The sequence below is a fragment of the Clostridium sp. UBA5988 genome, assembly GCF_002435615.1.
Lineage (GTDB): Bacteria > Bacillota > Clostridia > Clostridiales > Clostridiaceae > Clostridium_J > Clostridium_J sulfidigenes.
This window is the reverse complement of record NZ_DJBA01000059.1, coordinates 1-22105: the sequence shown is the minus strand read 5'-3', so window position 1 is coordinate 22105 and position 22105 is coordinate 1. Positions and strand designations below refer to the sequence as shown.

General features: G+C 29.5%; 23 protein-coding genes. 15 read left to right on the top strand and 8 right to left on the bottom strand.

Annotated elements, in window-relative coordinates:
* The first annotated feature begins 65 nt into the window (after positions 1 to 65).
* Complete coding sequence (locus tag B3J31_RS13145) at positions 66 to 1019, top strand: L-threonine 3-dehydrogenase (RefSeq protein WP_035129640.1); 954 nt, start codon at positions 66 to 68, stop codon at positions 1017 to 1019.
* A gap of 82 nt (positions 1020 to 1101) precedes the next feature.
* Here B3J31_RS13145 and B3J31_RS13140 read toward each other — a convergent pair whose 3' ends face one another.
* A complete protein-coding gene (locus B3J31_RS13140; RefSeq protein ID WP_150844118.1) occupies positions 1102 to 2505 on the bottom strand; it encodes an amino acid permease in 1404 nt (467 codons plus the stop codon).
* 259 nt (positions 2506 to 2764) lie between these two features.
* Between B3J31_RS13140 and B3J31_RS13135 the strand changes: the two genes are divergently transcribed.
* Complete coding sequence (locus B3J31_RS13135) at positions 2765 to 3262, top strand: LURP-one-related/scramblase family protein (RefSeq protein WP_346868229.1); 498 nt, start codon at positions 2765 to 2767, stop codon at positions 3260 to 3262.
* Positions 3263 to 3538: 276 nt separating this feature from the next.
* Entirely contained in the window at positions 3539 to 4336 is a 798-nt protein-coding gene (locus B3J31_RS13130; RefSeq protein WP_346874091.1) for a GNAT family N-acetyltransferase, read from the top strand.
* Between the two features lie 146 nt (positions 4337 to 4482).
* Here B3J31_RS13130 and B3J31_RS13125 read toward each other — a convergent pair whose 3' ends face one another.
* The 3 genes from B3J31_RS13125 to B3J31_RS13115 are packed head-to-tail and all read right to left on the bottom strand — an operon-like array spanning position 4483 to position 5521.
* Entirely contained in the window at positions 4483 to 5070 is a 588-nt protein-coding gene (locus tag B3J31_RS13125) for a manganese catalase family protein (RefSeq protein WP_035129621.1), read from the bottom strand.
* A gap of 17 nt (positions 5071 to 5087) precedes the next feature.
* Complete coding sequence (locus B3J31_RS13120) at positions 5088 to 5336, bottom strand: spore coat protein CotJB (RefSeq protein ID WP_035129619.1); 249 nt, start codon at positions 5334 to 5336, stop codon at positions 5088 to 5090.
* A 14-nt stretch (positions 5337 to 5350) separates the two neighbouring features.
* Positions 5351 to 5521 carry a spore coat associated protein CotJA gene (locus B3J31_RS13115; protein WP_084178034.1) on the bottom strand — a complete coding sequence of 57 codons (171 nt, stop codon included), beginning with the start codon at positions 5519 to 5521 and terminating at the stop codon, positions 5351 to 5353.
* A gap of 223 nt (positions 5522 to 5744) precedes the next feature.
* Here B3J31_RS13115 and B3J31_RS13110 point away from each other — a divergent pair, with 223 nt between their 5' ends.
* The 8 genes from B3J31_RS13110 (at position 5745) to B3J31_RS13075 (ending at position 14261) form a co-directional block, all read left to right on the top strand.
* The gene (locus B3J31_RS13110) at positions 5745 to 7124 is read left to right on the top strand and encodes a bifunctional metallophosphatase/5'-nucleotidase (protein WP_346874090.1); all 1380 of its coding nucleotides are present in this window, start codon (positions 5745 to 5747) and stop codon (positions 7122 to 7124) included.
* An 18-nt stretch (positions 7125 to 7142) separates the two neighbouring features.
* Positions 7143 to 8066, top strand: coding sequence for a hypothetical protein (locus tag B3J31_RS13105; RefSeq protein ID WP_346874089.1), 924 nt, complete (start codon positions 7143 to 7145; stop codon positions 8064 to 8066).
* 234 nt (positions 8067 to 8300) lie between these two features.
* Positions 8301 to 8456: a rubredoxin gene (locus tag B3J31_RS13100; protein ID WP_035129613.1), complete on the top strand. Its 156-nt coding sequence runs from the start codon at positions 8301 to 8303 to the stop codon at positions 8454 to 8456.
* A gap of 202 nt (positions 8457 to 8658) precedes the next feature.
* Complete coding sequence (locus B3J31_RS13095; RefSeq protein ID WP_346874088.1) at positions 8659 to 9219, top strand: sigma-70 family RNA polymerase sigma factor; 561 nt, start codon at positions 8659 to 8661, stop codon at positions 9217 to 9219.
* 2 nt (positions 9220 to 9221) lie between these two features.
* Positions 9222 to 10610 carry a hypothetical protein gene (locus B3J31_RS13090; RefSeq protein WP_346874087.1) on the top strand — a complete coding sequence of 463 codons (1389 nt, stop codon included), beginning with the start codon at positions 9222 to 9224 and terminating at the stop codon, positions 10608 to 10610.
* 170 nt (positions 10611 to 10780) lie between these two features.
* Positions 10781 to 11569, top strand: a complete 789-nt coding sequence (locus B3J31_RS13085; RefSeq protein ID WP_346874086.1) for a zinc dependent phospholipase C family protein — start codon at positions 10781 to 10783, stop codon at positions 11567 to 11569.
* A 10-nt stretch (positions 11570 to 11579) separates the two neighbouring features.
* On the top strand, positions 11580 to 12842 hold the full coding sequence (locus tag B3J31_RS13080) for an MFS transporter (protein ID WP_346874085.1): 1263 nt from the start codon (positions 11580 to 11582) through the stop codon (positions 12840 to 12842).
* Between the two features lie 168 nt (positions 12843 to 13010).
* The gene (locus tag B3J31_RS13075) at positions 13011 to 14261 is read left to right on the top strand and encodes a serpin family protein (protein ID WP_346874084.1); all 1251 of its coding nucleotides are present in this window, start codon (positions 13011 to 13013) and stop codon (positions 14259 to 14261) included.
* Between the two features lie 115 nt (positions 14262 to 14376).
* On the opposite strand, the gene B3J31_RS13070 is transcribed toward B3J31_RS13075, so the two are convergent.
* A complete protein-coding gene (locus B3J31_RS13070; protein WP_414632871.1) occupies positions 14377 to 15036 on the bottom strand; it encodes an NAD(P)/FAD-dependent oxidoreductase in 660 nt (219 codons plus the stop codon).
* A gap of 342 nt (positions 15037 to 15378) precedes the next feature.
* On the opposite strand from B3J31_RS13070, the gene B3J31_RS13065 reads away from it, so the two are divergent.
* A complete protein-coding gene (locus tag B3J31_RS13065) occupies positions 15379 to 15882 on the top strand; it encodes a FliG C-terminal domain-containing protein (RefSeq protein ID WP_346874082.1) in 504 nt (167 codons plus the stop codon).
* Between the two features lie 161 nt (positions 15883 to 16043).
* Positions 16044 to 16436 (top strand): bacteriohemerythrin, encoded by a 393-nt coding sequence (locus B3J31_RS13060; protein WP_035129589.1) that lies wholly within the window; start codon positions 16044 to 16046, stop codon positions 16434 to 16436.
* A 64-nt stretch (positions 16437 to 16500) separates the two neighbouring features.
* Here the strand turns inward: B3J31_RS13060 and hcp are convergent, their stop codons facing one another.
* A complete protein-coding gene (gene hcp, locus B3J31_RS13055; RefSeq protein ID WP_346874081.1) occupies positions 16501 to 18159 on the bottom strand; it encodes a hydroxylamine reductase in 1659 nt (552 codons plus the stop codon).
* Positions 18160 to 18343: 184 nt separating this feature from the next.
* On the opposite strand from hcp, the gene nth reads away from it, so the two are divergent.
* Together nth and B3J31_RS13045 are read left to right on the top strand one after the other, a co-directional pair.
* Complete coding sequence (nth, locus tag B3J31_RS13050) at positions 18344 to 18985, top strand: endonuclease III (protein WP_035129586.1); 642 nt, start codon at positions 18344 to 18346, stop codon at positions 18983 to 18985.
* Positions 18986 to 19011: 26 nt separating this feature from the next.
* On the top strand, positions 19012 to 20190 hold the full coding sequence (locus B3J31_RS13045) for an NAD(P)-dependent malic enzyme (protein ID WP_346874080.1): 1179 nt from the start codon (positions 19012 to 19014) through the stop codon (positions 20188 to 20190).
* A gap of 118 nt (positions 20191 to 20308) precedes the next feature.
* Here B3J31_RS13045 and B3J31_RS13040 read toward each other — a convergent pair whose 3' ends face one another.
* Both B3J31_RS13040 and B3J31_RS13035 read right to left on the bottom strand, forming a co-directional pair.
* The gene (locus B3J31_RS13040) at positions 20309 to 21283 is read right to left on the bottom strand and encodes a hypothetical protein (protein ID WP_346874079.1); all 975 of its coding nucleotides are present in this window, start codon (positions 21281 to 21283) and stop codon (positions 20309 to 20311) included.
* Positions 21284 to 21316: 33 nt separating this feature from the next.
* Entirely contained in the window at positions 21317 to 21964 is a 648-nt protein-coding gene (locus tag B3J31_RS13035; protein ID WP_346874078.1) for a hypothetical protein, read from the bottom strand.
* Positions 21965 to 22105 lie beyond the last annotated feature (141 nt).

Sequence of the window (22105 nt, the reverse complement as noted above, 5' to 3'; positions counted from 1 at the left end):
GTTATAGATTTTAACTAAAAAACATTTAAATAAAATTTAAATAACATTAGATAGGGAGAATCAATATGAAAAGAATATTAGTTAGCGGATGCTTAGGTCAAATTGGTACGGAATTAGTAACGAAATTAAGAGAAGTTTACGGAGTAGATAATGTAGTAGCTACGGATGTAAGAAAACCAGAAGGAAATCCAATCGTTGAAGGTGGAATTTTTGAAACTTTAGACGTAACAAACTATGACGAATTCTTATCAATAGCTAAAAAACATGAAGTAGATACTATTATTCACCTTGCAGCACTTTTATCAGCAGTTGCAGAAGCAAAACCACAACTTGCATGGACTATTAACATGGGTGGTCTTGTAAACGCTTTAGAAGTTGCTAGAGAATTAAATTGTAAATTCTTTACTCCAAGTTCAATAGGTGCATTTGGACCATCTACACCTAAGGTAAATACTCCACAAGATACTATTCAAAGACCAAACACTATGTATGGTGTAACTAAGGTTTCTGGAGAGTTATTATGTGATTACTACCACTCTAAGTATGGTGTAGATACAAGAGGTGTAAGATTCCCAGGGCTTATTTCTTATGTAGCATTACCAGGCGGTGGAACTACAGATTATGCAGTTGATATTTATTATGAAGCATTAAAAGCTGGTAAGTATACTTCTTTCATAGGTAAAGGAACTTACATGGATATGATGTATATGCCAGATGCTATAAATGCAATAATCACTTTAATGGAAGCTGATCCAAGTAAATTAAAGCACAGAAATGCATTTAATATAACTGCAATGAGCTTTGAACCAGAGCAAATAGCTGCAGAAATTAGAAAGCATATTCCAGAATTTGAAATGTCTTATGATGTAGACCCAGTAAGACAAGGAATTGCAAACACTTGGCCAGATTCAATAGACCCATCTGCTGCTAAAGAAGAGTGGGGCTTTAAAGCTGAATATGACTTAGCTAAGATGACAGCAGATATGCTTGAAAAATTAAAAGCTAAAGGCATAAAATAGAGATAAAAATAAAGGACTGAATGAAGATAAAATATCTTTATTCAGTCCTATTTTTATATGCTTGTACTATTTAACCATAAAATTAATGATTAGTTTTCTTCGCAATATATGGAAGAATTAATCCTAAACCTATTAAGAAGAATGGCGTAACAATATTAAGTACTAATTGGAATGGATCTGTAGAGTATATACCACCAATACATGCGAAAGCGGTAAATGCAAAACACCATGCTCCGATAATAATACCTAGTGTTTTATTTTTCACAAATTTGTATTCAGGATTGAATTTTTCTCCTGCCTTCTTTAAAGCTATATATGCAACAAATACCCATAAATAACGTAGAGGCATACATATAGCATTTAGTTTTACTAACCATTTTACTAATTCATCTACACTTCCTATACCAAAAGCAGGTAGAATTATTAAAATTGAAACAATAACTAATATAAGTTTATGTCCGTTTGTATAAGCACCATATTTGTTTTGTACAAACATTTTTTCAGGTATGAATTCTCTGTCAGCACTATTAAGTAACATACGTAAAGGTGCATCGATTGATATTATAAGTACTGCAAATTGTCCAATTAGATTTGTAATAGCATAAATAATTACGAAAGTATTTCCTATGTGATAGTATTGGCCTAACTTCTGGAAAGCATAATATGCACCATTAGTCATTAAGTCTTTAGGAACATTATTTGAATCAAACATCATACCTAATGATATAGTTCCTAAAATTGCACATACTGCAACCATAATTGCTAATGCAATCATACCTTTTGAAAAACCAGTTTCAGGGTCTTTAACTTGGTTAACATAAGGTGATATTTTCTCACATCCACCAACAGCAAAGACTAAGATTGATAAGCTGGTAAAGAATTTAACATCAAATGTAGGCATAAAAGTTTTAAATGACCAATCTATAGCATTTAGATTAGCATCTGTAATTGCTGGAGCTGCTAACATTAAGATGATAAATAGAATAGACATTACGAACATAGATGTTCCTGCAAAGGTAGCTATCTTTTTTAATGGATTTAATCCCTTTGATGCAATATATAATGCAATTAAAAATACTACTAAGCAAGATAATTGTAATAGAGTTGTATTCATACTACTGATTCGTTTATCTTGGAAAATTGCCCAGCTAGCTGAAATCATAAAACCAGATGGTTTTTGTGAAATATAAGGCATATGAACTACCCAGTATGTCCATCCAGCATAGTATGCAATTCTTGGTCCTATGGTTTCATGAATCCAAGAACTAACTCCACCACCAGAGTTTTTAAATGCAGAGCCTAATTCACCTACCATAAGTGCATAAGGTACAAAATAAATAGTAAAAATTAATACCCAAGATACAATTGCTTTAAGTCCATTGTACTCAGAGAAGCCGTTAATAACATTACCAAAACCCCATACTGTTGAGAATGCCATAAAAGCTAAGGTGTACCAAAGAATTTGTTTATCCTTTTTTTCAGACATAAATTTCCCTCCTATATTAAATTACGATATTATTATATCATGGGAAACATTCTTTTTACATTTAAAATAAAATATTTTCTTATTAATCGAATTATTTTTAAAATATTATAGAAATTATTAAATATTATTGAACATTTATCTATAAATATAATCTAAATAATTTTATTAGTAATAACATATTAAAATAATTGGATATATAATTACATAAATTTGTATTAATGTTCTAAAATTTATGAGATAATATTAATAATGAGTATATATGACGGAGGAAGCTATGAAATTATATATTAAGCAAAAAGTATTTTCATTTACTGATAGATTTATAGTTAAAGATGAAAAAGAGGAAGATAAATATTTCGTTGAAGGTGAAATGTTTTCCATGGGTCATAAACTTCATATTTATGATAAAAGTCATAGGGAAGTGGGCTATATAAGGCAGAAACTCTTTACCTTTATGCCTAAGTTTGAAATTATCATAAATGGCATGGTAATTGGAGATTTGATAAAAAAATTTACTTTTATTAATCAAAATTATTATCTAGATGGAACTGACTTAAGGTTAACAGGTGATTTTTGGGCCCATGATTATACATTATATCAAGGTGAATATGCTGTTATGACGGTGAGCAAGGAATGGTTTACTTGGGGAGATAGCTATGTACTAAATATATCTGATCAGGTTGATGAAATATTATGCTTAGCTATAGTTTTAGCTATAGACTGTGAAATGTGTACTGCTAATAATAGGGGTAACTAAGTTTAAAATTAAATAGTAAATTAGAAGCCCCAAAAATTACTAGGGGGGGAACTTTTATTGCAATAAAAAAGACAAGCTACTAAGTAAAGAAAATAACTGGGGTAAATAAAGTAAAAAAGGGGGGAATTTAGTGGTACCATTAACAGGTACTTACTAGATAAAAATGAGTAAAATTATTAAAGAAAGATTATTTATGCGACAGATAAGTTGTAGCATGAAAGAAGGTATTTTAATAAGGGCACAGGGGTTTAATTTATTGGAGATTATAGGAAATATATGAAAACAAGTATAAGCTTCGAATTAACTAATTGTGATGATATAAGTAAGTTTTTAAAAGATTATATAAAAACCCTGTCTTCACCCTTTGATTCATATTTAGAGGACCATATAATTAAATCTAAGTTTTATAGAATAGTTATGAATTCAAAGTATATAGGATATTTTGCTATATATGATGATGAATTATTAACACTGTTTTATATCAAGTGTAAATATATAAAATACGCTCAAAAGTATTTTAATGCTATATTAAAAAAGTTTAAACCAAAATCAGCCTATGTATTTACAGGAGACGAGTTATATTTAAGTTGTATATGTGATATAGAAAATAAAGAAGTAAAAAATCAAGCTTATTTTTTCCAGGATCATAAAGGTAACCCAGAGAAAATAAGGTATTATAAAAATGGTAAGCTAAGAAAAGCAGAGGATAAAGATATTGATGTGATAAAGGAATTCAGCGGTGACTTCTTTGAAGACGTATACAAACAGGTTAAAGATGGAGAATTATACATTTTTGAAGAGGGTACTAACGTGTTAGGTTTTGGTATACAAGAAAAAGGAGAAGTACTAAAAGGATATACTAGTATAGGTATGTTTACTAGAGAAGAATATAGACAAAAGGGTATTGGAAGGACTATTATAGCAGAGCTAAAGAAACTTTGCTATAAGCAAGGAGAAATTCCAATTTGCGGATGTTGGTACTATAATACAAATTCTAAAAAAACTTTAGAAAGTAGTGGATTCGTAAGTAAGACCAGACTTTTAAGAGTGGAATTTAAAAATATTGACAAATAATATATTATATAAAGTTTTATGGTAATTATAACAAGGTTATCTAGTAAAATTAAAATAAGGGATCTTAGCAAAATATATAAAATTAGTTTATTTTGCAAAGCCCCTTATTTATATAAGTATATTCACTTAGAATATAAATTTTTAATTTATCTATTCAATGGATCTAGTAATGGTTTTCTTTTAAAACAGTCTTGCACGTCATCTAGAGCCTCACCAAATCTTTGGAAGTGAACAACTTCTCTTTCCCTTAAGAATTTCAAAATTTCTTTAATTTGATAATCATCACTTTGATTTATTAACCACTCATAGGTTGCCCTTGCTTTTTCTTCTGCAGCTAAATCTTCATGAAGATCTGCAACTACATCATCTTTAGCTTGGATATAAGCTGCTGTCCAAGGTACTCCTTCAGGGTCTGTGTAGAATAAAGCTCTTCCATGATTAGTATAGTGACCACCAAGGCCTACTTCTTCAAGCTCTTCTAGGGTAGCATTGCTCATAAGTTGATAAATCATAGTAGCTATCATTTCAACGTGAGCCATCTCTTCAGTACCTATATCAGTAAGTAGTGCTTTAGATTTTCCAGTAGGCATAGTGTAACGTTGATTCAAATATCTAAGTGCTGCACTTAATTCTCCATCTGGGCCACCATATTGAGCTACTAGAAATTTTGCCATTCTAAGATCTTTAGATTTAAGATTTATTGGATATTCTAACATTTTTGTATAATACCACATATTATAATCCTCCTGTGTTAATAATTTTCCCAAGGCCATGGTAATGAAGTCCAACACATTGGACTTTCAACAGAGGCTGAGCCGAAATTAGTAAGTGGGCCATATTTTTCTTCATATTGACGTACTAATATTCCGAGCTTATGAGATACGGCTTGTAGATCCTTAGTAGCTTCCTCGTTATCAGGGAAGTTATCTAGATATAGATTTAAATCTATGCAATAAAATTGAAGTTTTCTTATATTATTTAATAATTCTTGATCATACATAATATCTCACCCCTCTATTCCCATCTTGAGTTTTTCTTCTCGTTGTAAGGTTTATATAAATCCTTAAATATTGTGCCCTTTGATAGAGCATCCTTAACTAAAAATAAATTTTCATATGCTTGAGGTAATACAAAAGCACAAGCGTATTCCATTTTTCTATGTGAGTAATCATTATAATTGCTCATTTGTTTTCTCCTTGAATTAATTTCTACCTAATAGTATGTTATGTTATATGTGTGAAATTTGTGAAAATAAATTTCAATTTCAACTAAATTTTCATATGAATATTCCATAAGATGTTGTAAAATATTTATATATATGGATATATATAATGTTTGTTGACTTAGCTAAAAATATTTTTATTTAAACTTTATAATGATTTATTAACATATACAAAGGAGATGTATTATGGAATTACAAATATTACATACTAACGATATACATAGCAATTTTGAAAATTTAGCAAGAATAACTACAAAAATTAATGAGTTAAAAAATGATGATACAATTGTATTAGATGCAGGGGATCTAGCAGATTTTAAAAGAGTAGAAGTTAATGGAACTAAGGGGAAGGTTGCAATAGATTTACTTCAGGAAGCTGAATATGATGCTATTTCCATTGGAAATAATGAGACCTTTGATGGAATTCATACTTTAGAAGGATTAACCTCTGATGGAAGGATACCTTTTTTGAGTTGTCATATAAGAAAACTCAATGGTGAGGAAATAGAAGGGCTAAACAAAAGTATAATAATTAATAAAGCTGGATTAAGAATATTAATTATAGGTGCTTCTCCAAATTTAAATGAGTTTAGTACAAGCTGTGGATTAGATATTTTAGATTATCTTCAGGGAATAAATAAGGAGATAAATAATAATAAGGGTAAATATGATATATGTATAGTTCTATCCCATTTAGGTATGGATAAGGATGAAGAGATTGCAACAAAAATTTCAGAGGTAGATGTAATAATAGGAGGACATTTTCATATTCTTATGGATGAACCTAAGATCATAAAGAATACCATAATCCATACCTCAGGACAGTTTGGAGAACACTTGGGAGTATTAAAACTATCTATAAAAGATAATAAAGTAAGTTTAGTAAAAGGCGAAAATATAAATATAGAAGGCTTAGATATGGATAAAGGTATAATTAAAGTATTAAAGAAGAATAAAGAGATAGCTTTAAATAATCTTTCTATACCACTATATGAAGTTAAAGAAAATTTATGGCATGATGTAATAGAAGAAAATCCTATTACTAACTTATTAGCAGATGGACTATCTAAAGTTTATAATTGTGATTTTGCTTTCATAAATAGTGGAGTATTAAATGGAGGAATAAAAAAAGGTGCAGTAACTAATCTTAAGCTATTACAAATAGAGCCATCTCCATTAAATCCTACATACTTTGAAATTGAAGGAAAATATATATTAGAAGCTATTAAGGAAAGTTTAGATGGGGACATAGTTTTAGCTGATGGTAGGGGACCAGGTTTTAGAGGGAAATATGTAGGAAGACTTCATTTTTCTAGAAATGTAATGATTAAATATAGGGAAAGAGAAGTGTTAGAAGTTATTATAAATGGACAACCGCTTAAGGAAGATAAAGTTTATAGGGTAAGTAGCTCTGATTATCTTCATAGAGGTTCTGGATATAAAGATTTAAAGAATAATTCTAATCATAAATATGATGATAGATACATAAGAGATATATTAAGAGAATATTTATGTGATGGAGATATGGTTAATAAAGCATTAGAAGATAGATGGATAAGAATATAGTTATGAAAGGGGATTGAAGTGGAAGATAATAAGTTATTAGAGAAAAATAAAAAAGTAAAAAGAAGAGTTATTATAGGATTTATAGTTTTGACATTGCTTAATCTGTGGGGTTTGTTAAAGGTTAATTCTCTTAGACAAGACCTAGATAGCTTACGAAGTGATATTTATAATCAGTATAATGATATTAGGACATCCTTAAGTAGCACTAGCAACACCGTAGAAGAAACCCTAAAAAAGCAAGGGAGTATTTTAAGTGACTTTAGTTACTCAGTAGAAGGTCTAGATGCAGAAAACAAAACTGTTAATATTAATCTTAAAGGAACTCCTAAGGTATATAAAGAAGGATTAAAGTTTTATTTTAACTATGACTGTAGCGATGGAGATAGTAAGAGTGTTGAAGGTAAATTAGATAAAGCTTTAAACTATAGTGCAAAGATAGCAGTTCCCATAAGAAGTACTGTTAAATTTGGATTTACGTTAGACTATGGAGAAGAAGTGAAAAAAGAAACATGGGAAGATGAATTTATAGATCAAATGGAGTATCAACTTCAAATTATGCCTCAAGGTTTTAGAGGAAAATATGAAACAAAGGGTGATGAAGTTATAATTGATGGATGGATTGAAAGTGTCATTTATCCAAGTTCTATAAAAGGAAATTCTGTAGAAGAAGCTTCATGTAAGATAAGAATAAATGAGGAAGTTATAGATGAAATTAAATTAGAAAAAAGTAATGAACCTTCAAGTGAAGTTGGTAATTATACTGGAACTCTTAAAGGAAAATATAAATTAAAAAATGGAGATATGCTTGATGTGTTAGTTGAGGTTCAAGACACCTATGGATTTAAATATAAATATTACCCTATGACGTCAATTAATAATAATGGTACACTTAATAAGTTGGAGTCCTCTGGAGGAAATACTTTTATACAGGTAGAGCCATAGAAATTTGAAAAGGTAAGTATATAACCATCTAAATATAAAAATATAAAACTTTACAACTAGGAATATATATAACTAGTTAAATAGTTGTTTTATTCATGGGACTTTCAGGAGATTTACAATTTAAATAGGATGACTAAAGCTACATCAAAGGGTAAGAGATTAATAATCCTGAGTTGGTAATTTAGCTAACATAAGGAGTTTATTAATATAATTTTATATTGAGGAGGAATTGATATGAAAATTTATAAATGTAGTGTATGTGGCTACTTGTATGATGAAAGCCAAGAAGAGGTACCTTTTGCAGAATTAAAAGAAGACTGGAGATGTCCTGTTTGTAAAAGGGATAAAAGTTTCTTTAAACCACTAGAGGAAACAGATTCTGTAGATTAGATTAGATAAGTAAATAATTAGAGAAATAAATAATTAAATAATGTTTAATTTAAGAGTGTCTTAAAATATTGAATTATATTTTAGTAAAAACTAAAGTATAGTATATTTTAAGACACTTTTTATATTTAATTTTATAATTTTGTAAGAAAAGCTATATTGCTTTCGATATATAGGGTGAAGAAGGAAATTTGGAGGAGATTTAATGAGGGTGGATAAAGACAATTTTATTGCAGAATTAAAAAGAAAAAATCCTAAAGCTCTTGATTATATCATTGATATATATGGGCCCTTAATAAAAGGAATTATATCTAAAACCTTATGTTCTGTAGAGGATAAAGGTTTAATTGAGGAATGTATGTCAGATGTATTTATGGCAATTTGGGTTAATGGGTATAAGTTTACTGGGGATAGTTCTAAGTTTAAAAGTTGGATAGGGGCTATCACAAAATTTAAAGCAATTGATTACTTCAGAAAGTATGGTAAAAAAGAAAATAACCAGCTTATGGATGAAGCCATTACTGATGGTAAAAGTGCAGAAGATCATTATCTTGATGATATAGAAAATAGCAGGTTAGTAAGTATTATAGAAAGTATGGAGGAACCAGATAAAACTATATTTATAATGAAATTTTTACTTGGAGAGAAGAGTAAAAGCATTAGTGAAGCATTAAAGCTTTCTGTAAGTAATATAAATACTAGAATTAGTAGAGGCAGAGAAAAGATAAGAAGAGAGTATTATAAGGAAGCTAGGGAGGGGGTATAGTTATGGAGAATAAGGATATATATGATAAATTTAATGAGATTGATTTTGATATAAGTGAGTTTGAAGAAATTCCTATGGATGAAGTTGAAAAACAGAGATTAAAGAAATCCTTGAAAGAGAAATTAGTAAATATAGATAATTATGAAAGCAATGATAGTATTGATTTAACAGAAGTAAATAAAGAAAAAAGTAAGGAAGAAAAAATACAGCTAAATCAAGAGAAAAACGGGAAAATGCAAAGATCTAGGAAGAAGTATAAAGTGGCTGCGGTGGTAGCTATATTAGCCCTATTAATAGGCATGTCCCCTTTAGGCAAGGAAGTCATTGCACAGATAGCTGAAAAACTAATATTTACTCCTTCCCAAGGTATTATAAAACAGCAAGCTGATAAAGAGCTATATATGCTAGAAGAACCAGTAAGAATTAATATTGATGATAGTTCTGCATTAGTAAAAAGTATTACAAATGATGGTGAGAATATATATGTTGAAATGTGGTTTAACCAGGATGCAGAAGCTGAAGGCATAGGGGATCAAAGAGAAATAATAAACAACTTAAAATTAAAGACTAGTGATGGAAATATGTATAATGTAGGATTAACTAGCTTTGCAAGTGGAGGATATGCAGGATTTACTTTTCAGCAGGGTGAGGGTTTAATAACAGATTTTAAGTTGCACTATAAGGATAAAGATATAGGTGAGTTTAATTTAAAAAAGGTAGATTTTAAAAATAGTTATGATGAAATTGGTGGAAATGCCATAGATAAAGAAGTTCTTTTAGGGGCAACTAGTTATTATGAAGAAGGAGAAAGATACTTTAAAATATGGAGTAATATAGATTATAAACAGCGTGAAGATTACACCATTAGTTTAGATACCATTGGAAAAGTTGAAGTTAGAGATGAAGAAGGTACTTTACTATCTATAGAAAATGCTAATGATGGAACTGGGAGAGCTTTTAAAATACTAGATCCTTACAAAGGCAAATTAGATATAAAAATAAAGGATATAGATATAAATTATGTTTTAAACGAAGGAGGTAAATTAGCTATAAAAATTCCTAAGAAGGGTGAAACTTCTGAAATAAATGAAGACTTTAAACTTAAAGGGCTTCAAGATAGTATTAAAGCTGCTTCTATCACAAATAAAGGTGGAGAGTATACTATACACTTTGACTTTAGTAATAATTATGATGAAAGCAGAACAATATTTATGGTAAGAGAAAATTTTAGAACTGGTGGTGCCATGGGTGATATGGAAAATCAGCAAGGTGAGGTATACCTAGATAATGAAGATTTAAGTATTACAGAAAGATTTTTAAGAAAAATATATATGGAGGTAAATAATATTTTAGTTCATCAAGAGGGTAATTGGCAGTTCATAGTGGAATAAATTATAAAAGCACTAGCTTTAATTAGCTGGTGCTTTTATAATTAAATTAGGAATATTAATAGTATAAGGATTTACAAGAATTTTACCTTAATATAACTCACTTAAAACATAAAAAATATATAATTATAATAGAAGTCAGAATATTTATGAAATTTGAAAGGTGGATTTATATGCCCGCAAGTTATACTCACTATAGTTTTGGACATACTGTCTTAGAAAAACTGCCCCATGGGATAAAAGATATTATAACCCAAAATAAAGAAGCATATTATATAGGGCTTAATGGTCCAGATATACTTTTTTATTATAAGCCCTTATTTAAGAATGAAATAATTAAGTATGGACATAGATTACATGATGAAAAGGCCTATGGATTTTTAGAAAGGTCGAAAAAGTATATTAAAGAAAGTAAGGATGAGATTTGTCTCTCTTATATTTTAGGATTTGTATGCCACTTTGTCCTTGATAGTAGTTGTCATCCTTTTATTGCAGAAGCTATGAAGGAAAGTAATATGTCTCATGCTGAAATAGAAGCAGAGTTAGATGGAGCATTAATGAGGAGAAATAATTTAAGTCCACAAAGGCATAGTGCAGGAGCTCATATTATTCCTAATAAGATTATAGCAGCACATATTGCTAGCATTTATGATAATGTTAGTGGAAAAGAAATATATAAATGCCTTAAGTCTGTAAGGTTTTATAATAAACTACTATTATGTGAAAACAATTTGAAAAGAAAGATTATAAAAGGCTTATTAGGCTTAATTAAAGGTGGAGAAGGCTTTAGCCGTATGATAATTAATGTAGAACCAAATATAAAGTGTATAGAAATAAATAAAAAGCTTTTAAACCTTTATGAAGAGGCTATAGATGAGGCAGTACATAGAGTTGAAGAGTACTATAGTGCTATAAAAAGTAATGACAACCTAGGGGAATTCTTCAATAGAAATTTTCTATAGGAGGGGTAAAATGAGTAAATTTACTAAGTTAGAAAAGCAGTGGATTCTATATGATGTAGGAAACTCAGCTTTCACCATGTTGGTGTCTACTATAATTCCTATTTACTTTAAAAATGTTGCAAGTTTATCAGGAATTTCACCATCAGATTCAACAGCTTACTGGGGTTATGCTGTATCCTTATCTACAATTATTGTAGCGATACTTGGACCTATTCTTGGAACCGTAGCAGATACTAAAGGTTATAAAAAACCACTATTTTCATTATTCATGATGTTTGGAGTGTTAGGCTGTGCAGCTTTAGCTCTTCCGGTACCATGGATTATATTTCTAGCTATATTTGTCATAGGAAAGGTTGGGTTTTCAGGAAGTCTTATTTTTTATGATGCCATGCTCAATGACATAACTACTGATGATAGAATGGATGAGATATCATCTCATGGATATGCTTGGGGGTATATCGGAAGTTGTATTCCTTTTACAGTAAGTTTACTCCTTGTACTTTTTGCAGATAAAATTAGACTTACAACTGCAATGGCAACGGGGACAGCCTTTTTATTAACTGCTCTATGGTGGTTACTAATAACAATGCCCCTACTAAAGAACTATAAACAAAAGTATTATGTTGAAAAAGGAAATAAGCCAGTGGCAGAAAGTTTTAAGAGGCTAGGTAAGGTTCTTTTAAACATTAGAAAAAACAAGAAGATTTTCTTATTCCTCCTTGCATTTTTCTTCTATATAGATGGAGTTCATACAATTATAAGCATGTCCACATCCTATGGAAAAGATGTTGGAATTACAGATAGTAATTTACTATTAGCATTACTTTTAACTCAAATAGTTGCCTTTCCTTGTGCTATTTTATTTGGAAGATTATCTAAAAAATTTAAAAGTGATAAGTTAATAGCAGCTTCAATTATGGGGTATATAGCAATAACCATATTTGCATTACAGCTAGATAAAGCATGGGAATTCTGGATTCTTGCAGTATGTGTTGCAGTATTTCAAGGGGCAATTCAAGCACTATCAAGATCTTATTTCTCAAAAATTATTCCTAAGGAGAAATCCAGTGAATACTTTGGACTATATGATATATTTGGCAAAGGGGCTGCTTTCATGGGAACTATGCTTATGAGTATAGCAACCCATATAACAGGAAGCTCTAAGGCTGGGGTAGCAGGAATTGTGGTAATGTTTATTTTTGGACTTATAATGTTTAAAGCAGCAAATAAAGTAAATATATCTATTGAAAAAGAAACTACTGTTAGTTTATAAATTTAAAATATTATATAAAAACCTCTTATAGATACTTAAAGGAGTAATCTGTAAGAGGTTTATATTATTTATTTATTTATAAAATATTAGATTTATAATAATATAAAAAATAGCACTATAACACTTTAACAGCGTATATAAAGTGAAACTAAATTTAGAGGTGAGGTTATGAAAATAAAAAAGATAATTTCTTTAATGCTTATAGCTATAATAGCTACTTCTTTAATTGGATGTGAGAAATTTTCTGGTAAAAATAGAGAAGAAATTCCAGATAAAGAGGTGGATAAAGAAGTGGTTGATGGCAATAATAAATTTGCATTTAATATATTCAAAGAAATCTCAAAGGATGAAAATAATAAGAATGTGTTTATATCTCCTTTGAGCATTTCCATGGCACTTACTATGACCTATAATGGAGCTAAAGAGAATACAAAGGCAGAGATGAATAAGGTACTAGGCTATGAAGGGATGTCTGATGATAAGATAAATAATAGTTATAAAATTCTTCATAGTTACTTGGAGAATATAGATGAAAATGTAAAGCTAAATCTAAGTAACTCTATATGGATAAGAGAAGGTCAGAATATAAATAAAGAATTTATAAACATTAATAAGGATATCTTTGGTGCAAAAGTGGATAACTTGGACTTCTCTAAATCCTCATCTGTGGATAAAATTAATAATTGGATTGAAAAATCTACTAATAACATGATTAAAGATATGCTAAAAGGTCCTATTGATGGTGATGTTATTATGTATTTAATTAATGCTATATATTTCAAGGGACAATGGCAAGAACCCTTTGATACAAATAATAATATTATAGGTGAGTTTACAAATTCAAAGGGAGAAAAATCAGAGATAGATTTTATGAGGAAGGTTGCGGCTAATGATAAAACCTTTTATGGAGAAAAGGATGATTTTAAAGCTATAAAAATGCCTTATGATAGTGGAAAAGTATCTATGTATACAGTACTACCAAAGGAAGGTTTAAATATAGATAATTTTATAAATAATTTAGATATGAATAAGTGGAATTCTATAAAAAAATCCATTGGAAAAGAGCAGGAAGCTGTTAATGTAAGCTTTCCGAAGTTTGAAATGGAATATGGAACTAAAGAATTAAAAGGACCTCTAGTGGCCCTAGGAATGAAGGATATTTTTAGTGATAGAGCTAATCTTAGTGGAATAAGGGAAGAGATTTGTGTTAGTAGCGTTTTACATCAAGGAAAGATAGAAGTAAATGAAAAGGGAAGTGAAGCAGCTGCAGCTACTATAGTTGAAGTTAGGGAAACTGCAATGCCAATAATTGATGACCCTAAAGAGTTTATAGCTGATAGACCTTTTGTATTTATTATAGAAGATGAAGAAAGTGGAACCATACTATTTATGGGTAAACTAGAAGAAGTGAGTAAATAATAAAGGGAAAAGATAACAGGAGTTAATAAAAACTCCTGTTATTTGCCTTTAATTAGCTTATTTATAATACATGGTTAATCTTTTCTTCATCATTTACTAAAATCATAAAAAATTTCTAAAACCTACTTAGAACTTCTTTTTTAAAGTTTTCTATTGAAATTCTTTCAATAAAAAAACTTAATTTTTCTCCATCATGAGCATTTTCTTTATAAAAATCAAATATAGCATCTACTAATTTTAAAGTGTCCTCTTCTGATAAATCATTAGCTATAATATCTGCAATCCTAGGGTTATATCCAGCTGAACCACCTGCTGTTACCATGAGTTCACCATTAATATCTGCTATAACACCCACATCTTTACTATAAACACTTCCACAAGCATTTCTGCATCCCGCTACACCTATTTTAGTTCTACAAGGCATATCCATCCATTGATATTTTTTAGATAATTTCATACCTATACCAATTGTATTAAATTTTGATCTTTTACAATATCCTGCTGGACACATCTCTACATTTTTAACGGAATTTTGAGTTTTAACAGCGGGCTCCATATGTAGTTCCTCCCATATTTGAGGTAGATCATTTTCCTCTAAATTAGTTATTAAGATTCTTTGTCCAGATGTTATTTTTATAACTCCATTATACTTCTTAGCTACCTTAGCTATTTTTTCAAGGTTTTCTGGAGTTATAAAACCTCCAGGAATATGAGGTGTTATACCATATTTTCTTTTACCATCCCTTATTTTTTGAAGATTCCCGTAATGTGCCAAAACATATTGCCTCCTATATTTTTTAAATATATTATACCTCATTTAATAAGAACTAATCTACTTCACCTTGCTGAATTTAAAAGAGTTATGATAATGAAGGTACTTAAATTTGTAAAGGAATGGAGGTCATCATGTGACTACCATGCCATATTTTTATTTAATATTTAAAAGAGAACTAAATTTAATTCCTCTTGTAGGTTTTTGTCTGCATACACAAAGTAGTTCAGTGATAATTGTTAATTATTTGAAACAAATACAGGTTATTATTTAATTTTTAGGAAAATGGTACGAGTATATACTTATATATTTATTTATATGAATTGGGTTTATGGGGGAATTTTTATGAATTTAACTTTTTTTGTGTCATTGCTGTCAGAGGAGCTAAGGACCAAATATTATGAAGAAATTATTAGAAATGGACAAGTAACAGAAGAACTTTGGAAGGAAATATCCTACTATCTAGAAAAAACATACAAAGAAATCTTAAGTGTAGAAGAACAGATAATAGAATTACTAAAGAATCTTGAAGATGTTGAAAAATCTAGATTAATGATGACAATACAAGAAAATGACATATATTTATTTAACAAAATATCTACGAAACTATTTAGTTTTGAAGATATTATTAGTATAGATAGGGAAAGAGTGAAAACAGTTCTGTGTAAATTAGATATGGATACTCTATGTAAGGCTATATTAGGGGCTTCACCAAGGGTTATTTATTATATTCAAGATATATTTCCAGATATTGATTTTGTAGAGGCTAGAAGAAAGTTAGGAAGTGTTCAATTGGATGAAATACTTCAGGCTCAAGATAAGATAATAATGAAAATAAATAATAAGTAATAAAAGTTTAAGTTATGAGATTATACACCATTTTATTACTTTAAGTTATAGAATAATATTGGCTTATATGGTATTATGTAGTCCTAGAGTGAAATAGTTCAATAAATTCATGTTGAACGCATTTTACTAGTGCTATTGAGAGAACTTGGAGGGTAATTTAAATGTACGAAATGAAGGAAGAATTTAAAACAGGAATAGAGATTGTTGATAATGAACATAAAATGCTTTTTGAAATAGCTGATAAAATTTATGAGTTATTAAATAATGAGTTCATTATTGATAAATATGATAGAATAGTAAATTTAATTGAAGAATTAAAAGGGTATGCTGCTCTTCACTTTAGAGATGAAGAAGCCTATATGGAGAGTATAAATTATAAAAAAATGTTTACTCAAAAAATAGATCACGATAACTTTATAAAGAAATTAGAGGAAATAGATTTAAATAAAATTGATGAGAATCAACATAAATATATTCTTGATTTATTAGAATTCGTAAATCAGTGGTTAGTAAGTCACATTCTTGAAAAAGACAAGCTGATTGCACAAGGGTAAGTTTTTGTGAACTATATAAAAATATAAAAATAAATGGTAGTCCTATGGGCTACCATTTAATATATTAGTTAACTCTTTGTTTAAGACAAGTTTTTAAGTCCTCTTCTGGTGTACTTATAGGAGTTAATTGGAAGGTATCTACTAAGTATTGAAGTACATTTGGACTTATAAATGCAGGAAGTGAAGGTCCTAGGAATATATTTTTAACTCCTAAGGACAATAAAGCTAGTAAATCAGCTACAGCCTTTTGCTCATACCAAGATAGTACAATGGATAATGGTAAGCCATTCACATCAGTCTCAAAGGCATCCGCTAAAGCAGTAGCAATTCTTACTGCAGAATAAGCATCATTACATTGACCTACATCAAGAAGTCTTGGTAGTCCAGCTACTTCACCAAATTCAAGTTTGTTAAATCTATATTTTCCACAAGCTAAAGTAAGGATAATACAATCCTCAGGAACCATTTTTGCAAAATCTGTATAGTAGTTTCTTCCAGGTCTTGCACCGTCACAACCACCTATTAAGAAGAAGTGGCGCACTTCACCCTTTTTAACTGCATCAACAATTTTACCAGCATTACTTAAGGTAGCCTTATGACCGAAACCTACAAGAATTTCTTTTCTGTCTTCAGAAGCAGTAAATCCACCTAATTCTAAAGCTTTATTTATGATTTCAGAGAAGTCCTTTGTTCCATCTTCTTTAAGAGTGACATGTCTAACTCCATCCCATCCAACTACGTTAGTTGTAAATATTCTATCCTTATAGGTTTCTCTAGGTCTCATAAGACAGTTAGTAGTCATGAGTATACAGCCAGGGATGTTATCAAATTCTGTTTGTTGGTTTTGCCATGCACTACCATAGTTTCCTACTAGATGAGGGTATTTTTTTAGTTCAGGATAACCATGAGCAGGAAGCATTTCACCATGGGTATATATATTTATTCCCATACCTTCAGTTTGTTTTAATAGCATCTCTAAATCTTTTAAATCGTGACCAGAAACAATTATAAAAGGTCCTTTTTCTACTTTAACATTAACTAGATGAGGAGTTGGATTTTTATAACTTTCAGTATTAGCTTCATCAAGTTTTTTCATAACAGCTACACTTATATCACCAGTTCTCATAGTCATTCTAATTAACTCTTCCACAGATAAGTTATCATTAGTTGTACATTCTAATCCTAAAAAATAGAAGTTATCAACTTGGTCATCATAGTAACCTAGAAACCTAGCTTGGTGTCCATAGGCACTTACACCTTTTAGACCATAAACAATAGTTTGTCTTAAAGAACGTATATCAGCATCTAAATCTCCATCATACATAATGCCAGCTTTAACGGCATCCTTAAGCATTTCTTCTTTGGTTTTACTTAAATTATAGGTTGCTTGATCAGGGTACGTCTTATCGGTAGATGCCTTACTTCTTAGGCTTTCTTTAATCTTTTGTGATTCTTTAAGCATGTTTAGGTGACTTGCTGCATCAAAGTTAACATTAGTTAAAGTTGTAAACAGAGCATTTTCTACAAAACTAACCACTGATTTATCTATAACTTGCTCATTATCAAGTAAATCTTTAGCATAACAACTGATTCCTTTTAACTGATAAATTAATAAGTCTTGTAAATTTGATATTTCAGGGGTTTTACCACAAACACCTAACTTAGTACATCCCTTTCCTCCTACAGTTTGTTCACACTGATAACAAAACATTGCATTATCCATTTAATAATCCTCCTTATTGTATTAAGTTTTATATAGTATTTGTTTATAAAATAATATTATTCTTTTTAAACAAAATCATATTAATTAAACCCTTATTTAATTAAGTAAAATAATAAAAATCTGATATAATAGAAGTGAACTAACTAGGAATACTACAATCATTGAAATTTATTGAGGTGATTTTATGAATAAAGAAAAACGAAAGAAAATTTTAGAAATATTAGAAGAGACCTATAGAGGAGCTGCCTGCGGGTTAGATTTTAGAACACCCTTTGAACTTTTAGTATCAACTATACTTTCTGCTCAATGTACAGATGAGAGGGTTAACATAGTTACAAAGGAATTATATAAGGAGTATAATACTCCACAGGCTATACTAACTTTAAGTGAAGAAGAATTAGGTAAAAAGATTCATAGTTGTGGATTCTATAAAAATAAAAGTAAAAATATATTAGGGGCATGTAAATCCATTGTAGAAAAACATAATGGTCAAGTTCCAAGAACTATGGAAGAACTTATAGCCCTTCCAGGAGTAGGTAGGAAAACGGCTAATGTGGTTTTATCTAATGCTTTTGGAGTGCCTGCTATAGCTGTAGATACCCATGTGTTTAGAATTTCTAATAGAACAGGTTTTGCACCTGGAGATAATGTAGAAATTGTTGAAGAAAAACTTATGAAGTACATACCAAAGAACATGTGGAGTGATGCACATCATTATATTATTTGGCATGGAAGAAAAATATGTGATGCTAGAAAGCCAAAGTGTCATCAGTGTCCTATAGCACCTTATTGTGATTACTTAAATAAGGCATCTTCAAAAAAATAGATTATTTTAATTAGGAGGATTTAATTATGTCATATGGTGAACAATCTTTAAAAATGCACAAGGAGAAGAAGGGAAAACTAGAGGTTATAAGTAAAATTCCTGTTAATACAAGAGAAGACTTATCTATAGCTTATACTCCTGGAGTTGCAGAGCCTTGCATTGAAATATCTAAGGATAGAGATAAGGTTTATGATTATACAATAAAATCTAATACTGTAGCTATAGTTTCAAATGGAACAGCAGTATTAGGACTTGGAAATATAGGGGCAGAAGCCTCAATTCCAGTAATGGAAGGAAAGGCATTATTATTTAAGGAATTTGCTGGAGTAGATGCTTTTCCAATATGTATTGACAGTGAAGACCCAGAAGAAGTAATAAAAACTGTAAAATTAATATGTCCTGTATTCGGAGGAATAAATCTTGAAGATATAAAGGCTCCTGAATGTTTTTATATAGAAGAAACTTTAAAAAGAGAATTAAATATTCCTGTATTCCATGATGACCAACATGGAACTGCAGTAGTTGTATTATCAGGTTTATATAATGCATTAAAGTTAACTAAGAAGAATATTAAAGATGTTAAAATAATAATAAACGGTGCTGGTTCTGCTGGAATTGCTATCTGTAAATTGCTTTTAAAGGCGGGAGCAGAAAATATAATCATGTGTGATAAGAAGGGTGCTATTTATGATGGAGGCAACTGCTTATTTGAATCCCATGAGGAAATAGCAAAAGTTACTAATAAAAATAAAGAATCAGGTTCATTAAAAGAAGTTTTAGTAGGAGCTGATGTGTTCATAGGAGTATCTGGGCCTAACATGATAAATGCAGAGGATGTAAAGACTATGAATTCAGATGCAATTATTTTTGCCATGGCTAATCCAACTCCAGAAATAATGCCAGATGAAGCTAAATTAGGAGGGGCTAGAGTAATAGCAACAGGCCGTTCAGATTTTGCTAATCAAATTAATAATGTTCTAGTATTCCCTGGTATATTTAAGGGAGCTCTTACAGTTAGAGCAACAGAAATAAACGATGAAATGAAGTTAGCTGCAGCAAGAGCTTTAGCAAACCTAATTCCAGAAGAAGAATTAAATGAAGAAAACATAATCCCAAATGCCTTAGACAAGAGAGTATCAGGCAAAGTAGCAGAGGAAGTTATGAGAATAGCAAGAGAAATGGGAGTAGCAAGGATTTCTAAGTAGTAAGTTACATTATCTTAGATTATCTTATAAAATAACCTATAGTATATGTTCATATTATTACATATACTATAGGTTTATTTTTAAACTTTATTTAAATTACATAGTATCATTATATAGTTTAAATTTTATTTGCTAGAAGAGAATCTATTTGAACATTTGATAATATCATAGTTCCATTACATAATTCAGTAGTCATATCCCCATTTATATTAATGTTTGTAAATGATACCTGTACTCCCGGATTTAAGGTTTCACCTTTAACTATTACCCATCCATTTATAGTTATAGTCTTATCATTATATCCATAAAAGCGATTTGGATTTTCATTGGAAACATTTATAATAAAGTTTTTATTTATGTCTTTACTAGTATAGGGAATTAGTTCACCGGGTTGTAAGATTATAGTATCATTTTCTCCAAAACGTAACCTTTTATTTCCTAAGATAGGGAGGTTAAATGCATCTCTTGTTTTGGGGTTATTCACAGTATAGAAATACAGTTCCCTAGAAGTAGGAATTTCGCCATGATTAAAGAAAAAAAATACTTCATTATTTTCTAAACAATTAAATATTACTTTTTTAGGAATTATTTTATTCTCACCTATTTGAACATAAAAATCTTCATTATATATTTTGCGAGAAAATTCATTATTGCCATTATATGAATAAATTAGTTTATCTTCATCTAATATAATATGACCATTTGATATATCTAATGGTTTTGATGAATCACCTAAGGTAATCTTAGAACAAAAGTTATTTATATTTCCTTCTTGAGATATTATATATCTAATTATGGTTAAGAATATAAATCCAACACATAAAATTTTACCTTTAATAAACACATCGTTATTATTATATATAGTAAATTTCACTGCAAAGCCTTGACTTATTTCTTCAACCCTTGTACTTTTTTCGTTTAAAATATAAATATTTTGTTGAGTACCGCTAGTTGAATTATCAACAATGGAATAATTGGATGGTAAGAGATAGCTGTGTTTTTGGAATCTCATCATAGGCGTATTAAAATATATAACAATACTATTAGATAGATAAATAACTTTTCTAACATAAATAGCATTATATTCACTCACTTTACCACCTCATAGCTTTTAAAAATAAAAGAATTATTGTATTACTTTAACTCTTAAAACTGTAATGAAATTTGCTGTGATTAAATTATTGTCACAATCTACTACATTTAATATTTGAAAACTTAATGGATGTGATAAACTATTTTCAACATAAGGTTGTTCGGGAACTTCAGCTTCCTGTATTGGATTTACTACTTTAATTATATTGGATGTAATATTATTGCTACTAATATCAGTTTCATTTAATTCTAATAATTGAATCCTATAATTTCCAGGAGTGCTTGGAATTTGATAATGGATAATATTGTTGTTACACCCACTATTATTAAATGCAGTTAATAAACAAGTTGTTATTGTACCATAATCCGTTATGATCTCACTAAGATTATTCTTAAGGTTTTTATTTAACATTATAGAAATAGTATCGGAAATATTAAGTTCTTTTCTTAAATTAAATGCTATTTCACATGATGTAGTTGTTGAATTTTGTATAGTGTAGAATTTATCAGTTCCGTTGCTATAATCTTCAAAAGTTATACCATTGTATCTTTTTAAATGGATGTCATTAATATTGGGACTTTCTATTAATTCATCATATGATATATATATAGAACTTATTTTAAAGTCTGAATTTAGATTACTAACTATAGTTTTAACTATTAGTAAATTTATTTGCACCATAAATCTCTCCATCATATAAATTACATCTAAAAATTTTACTTCTTAACTACTTTTATATCAATATTATAACGAGAATCTATAATAGGGTTACCCAGTGAATTTCTCAAATCTATATTTATCCTGAATTATTCACCGAATTTA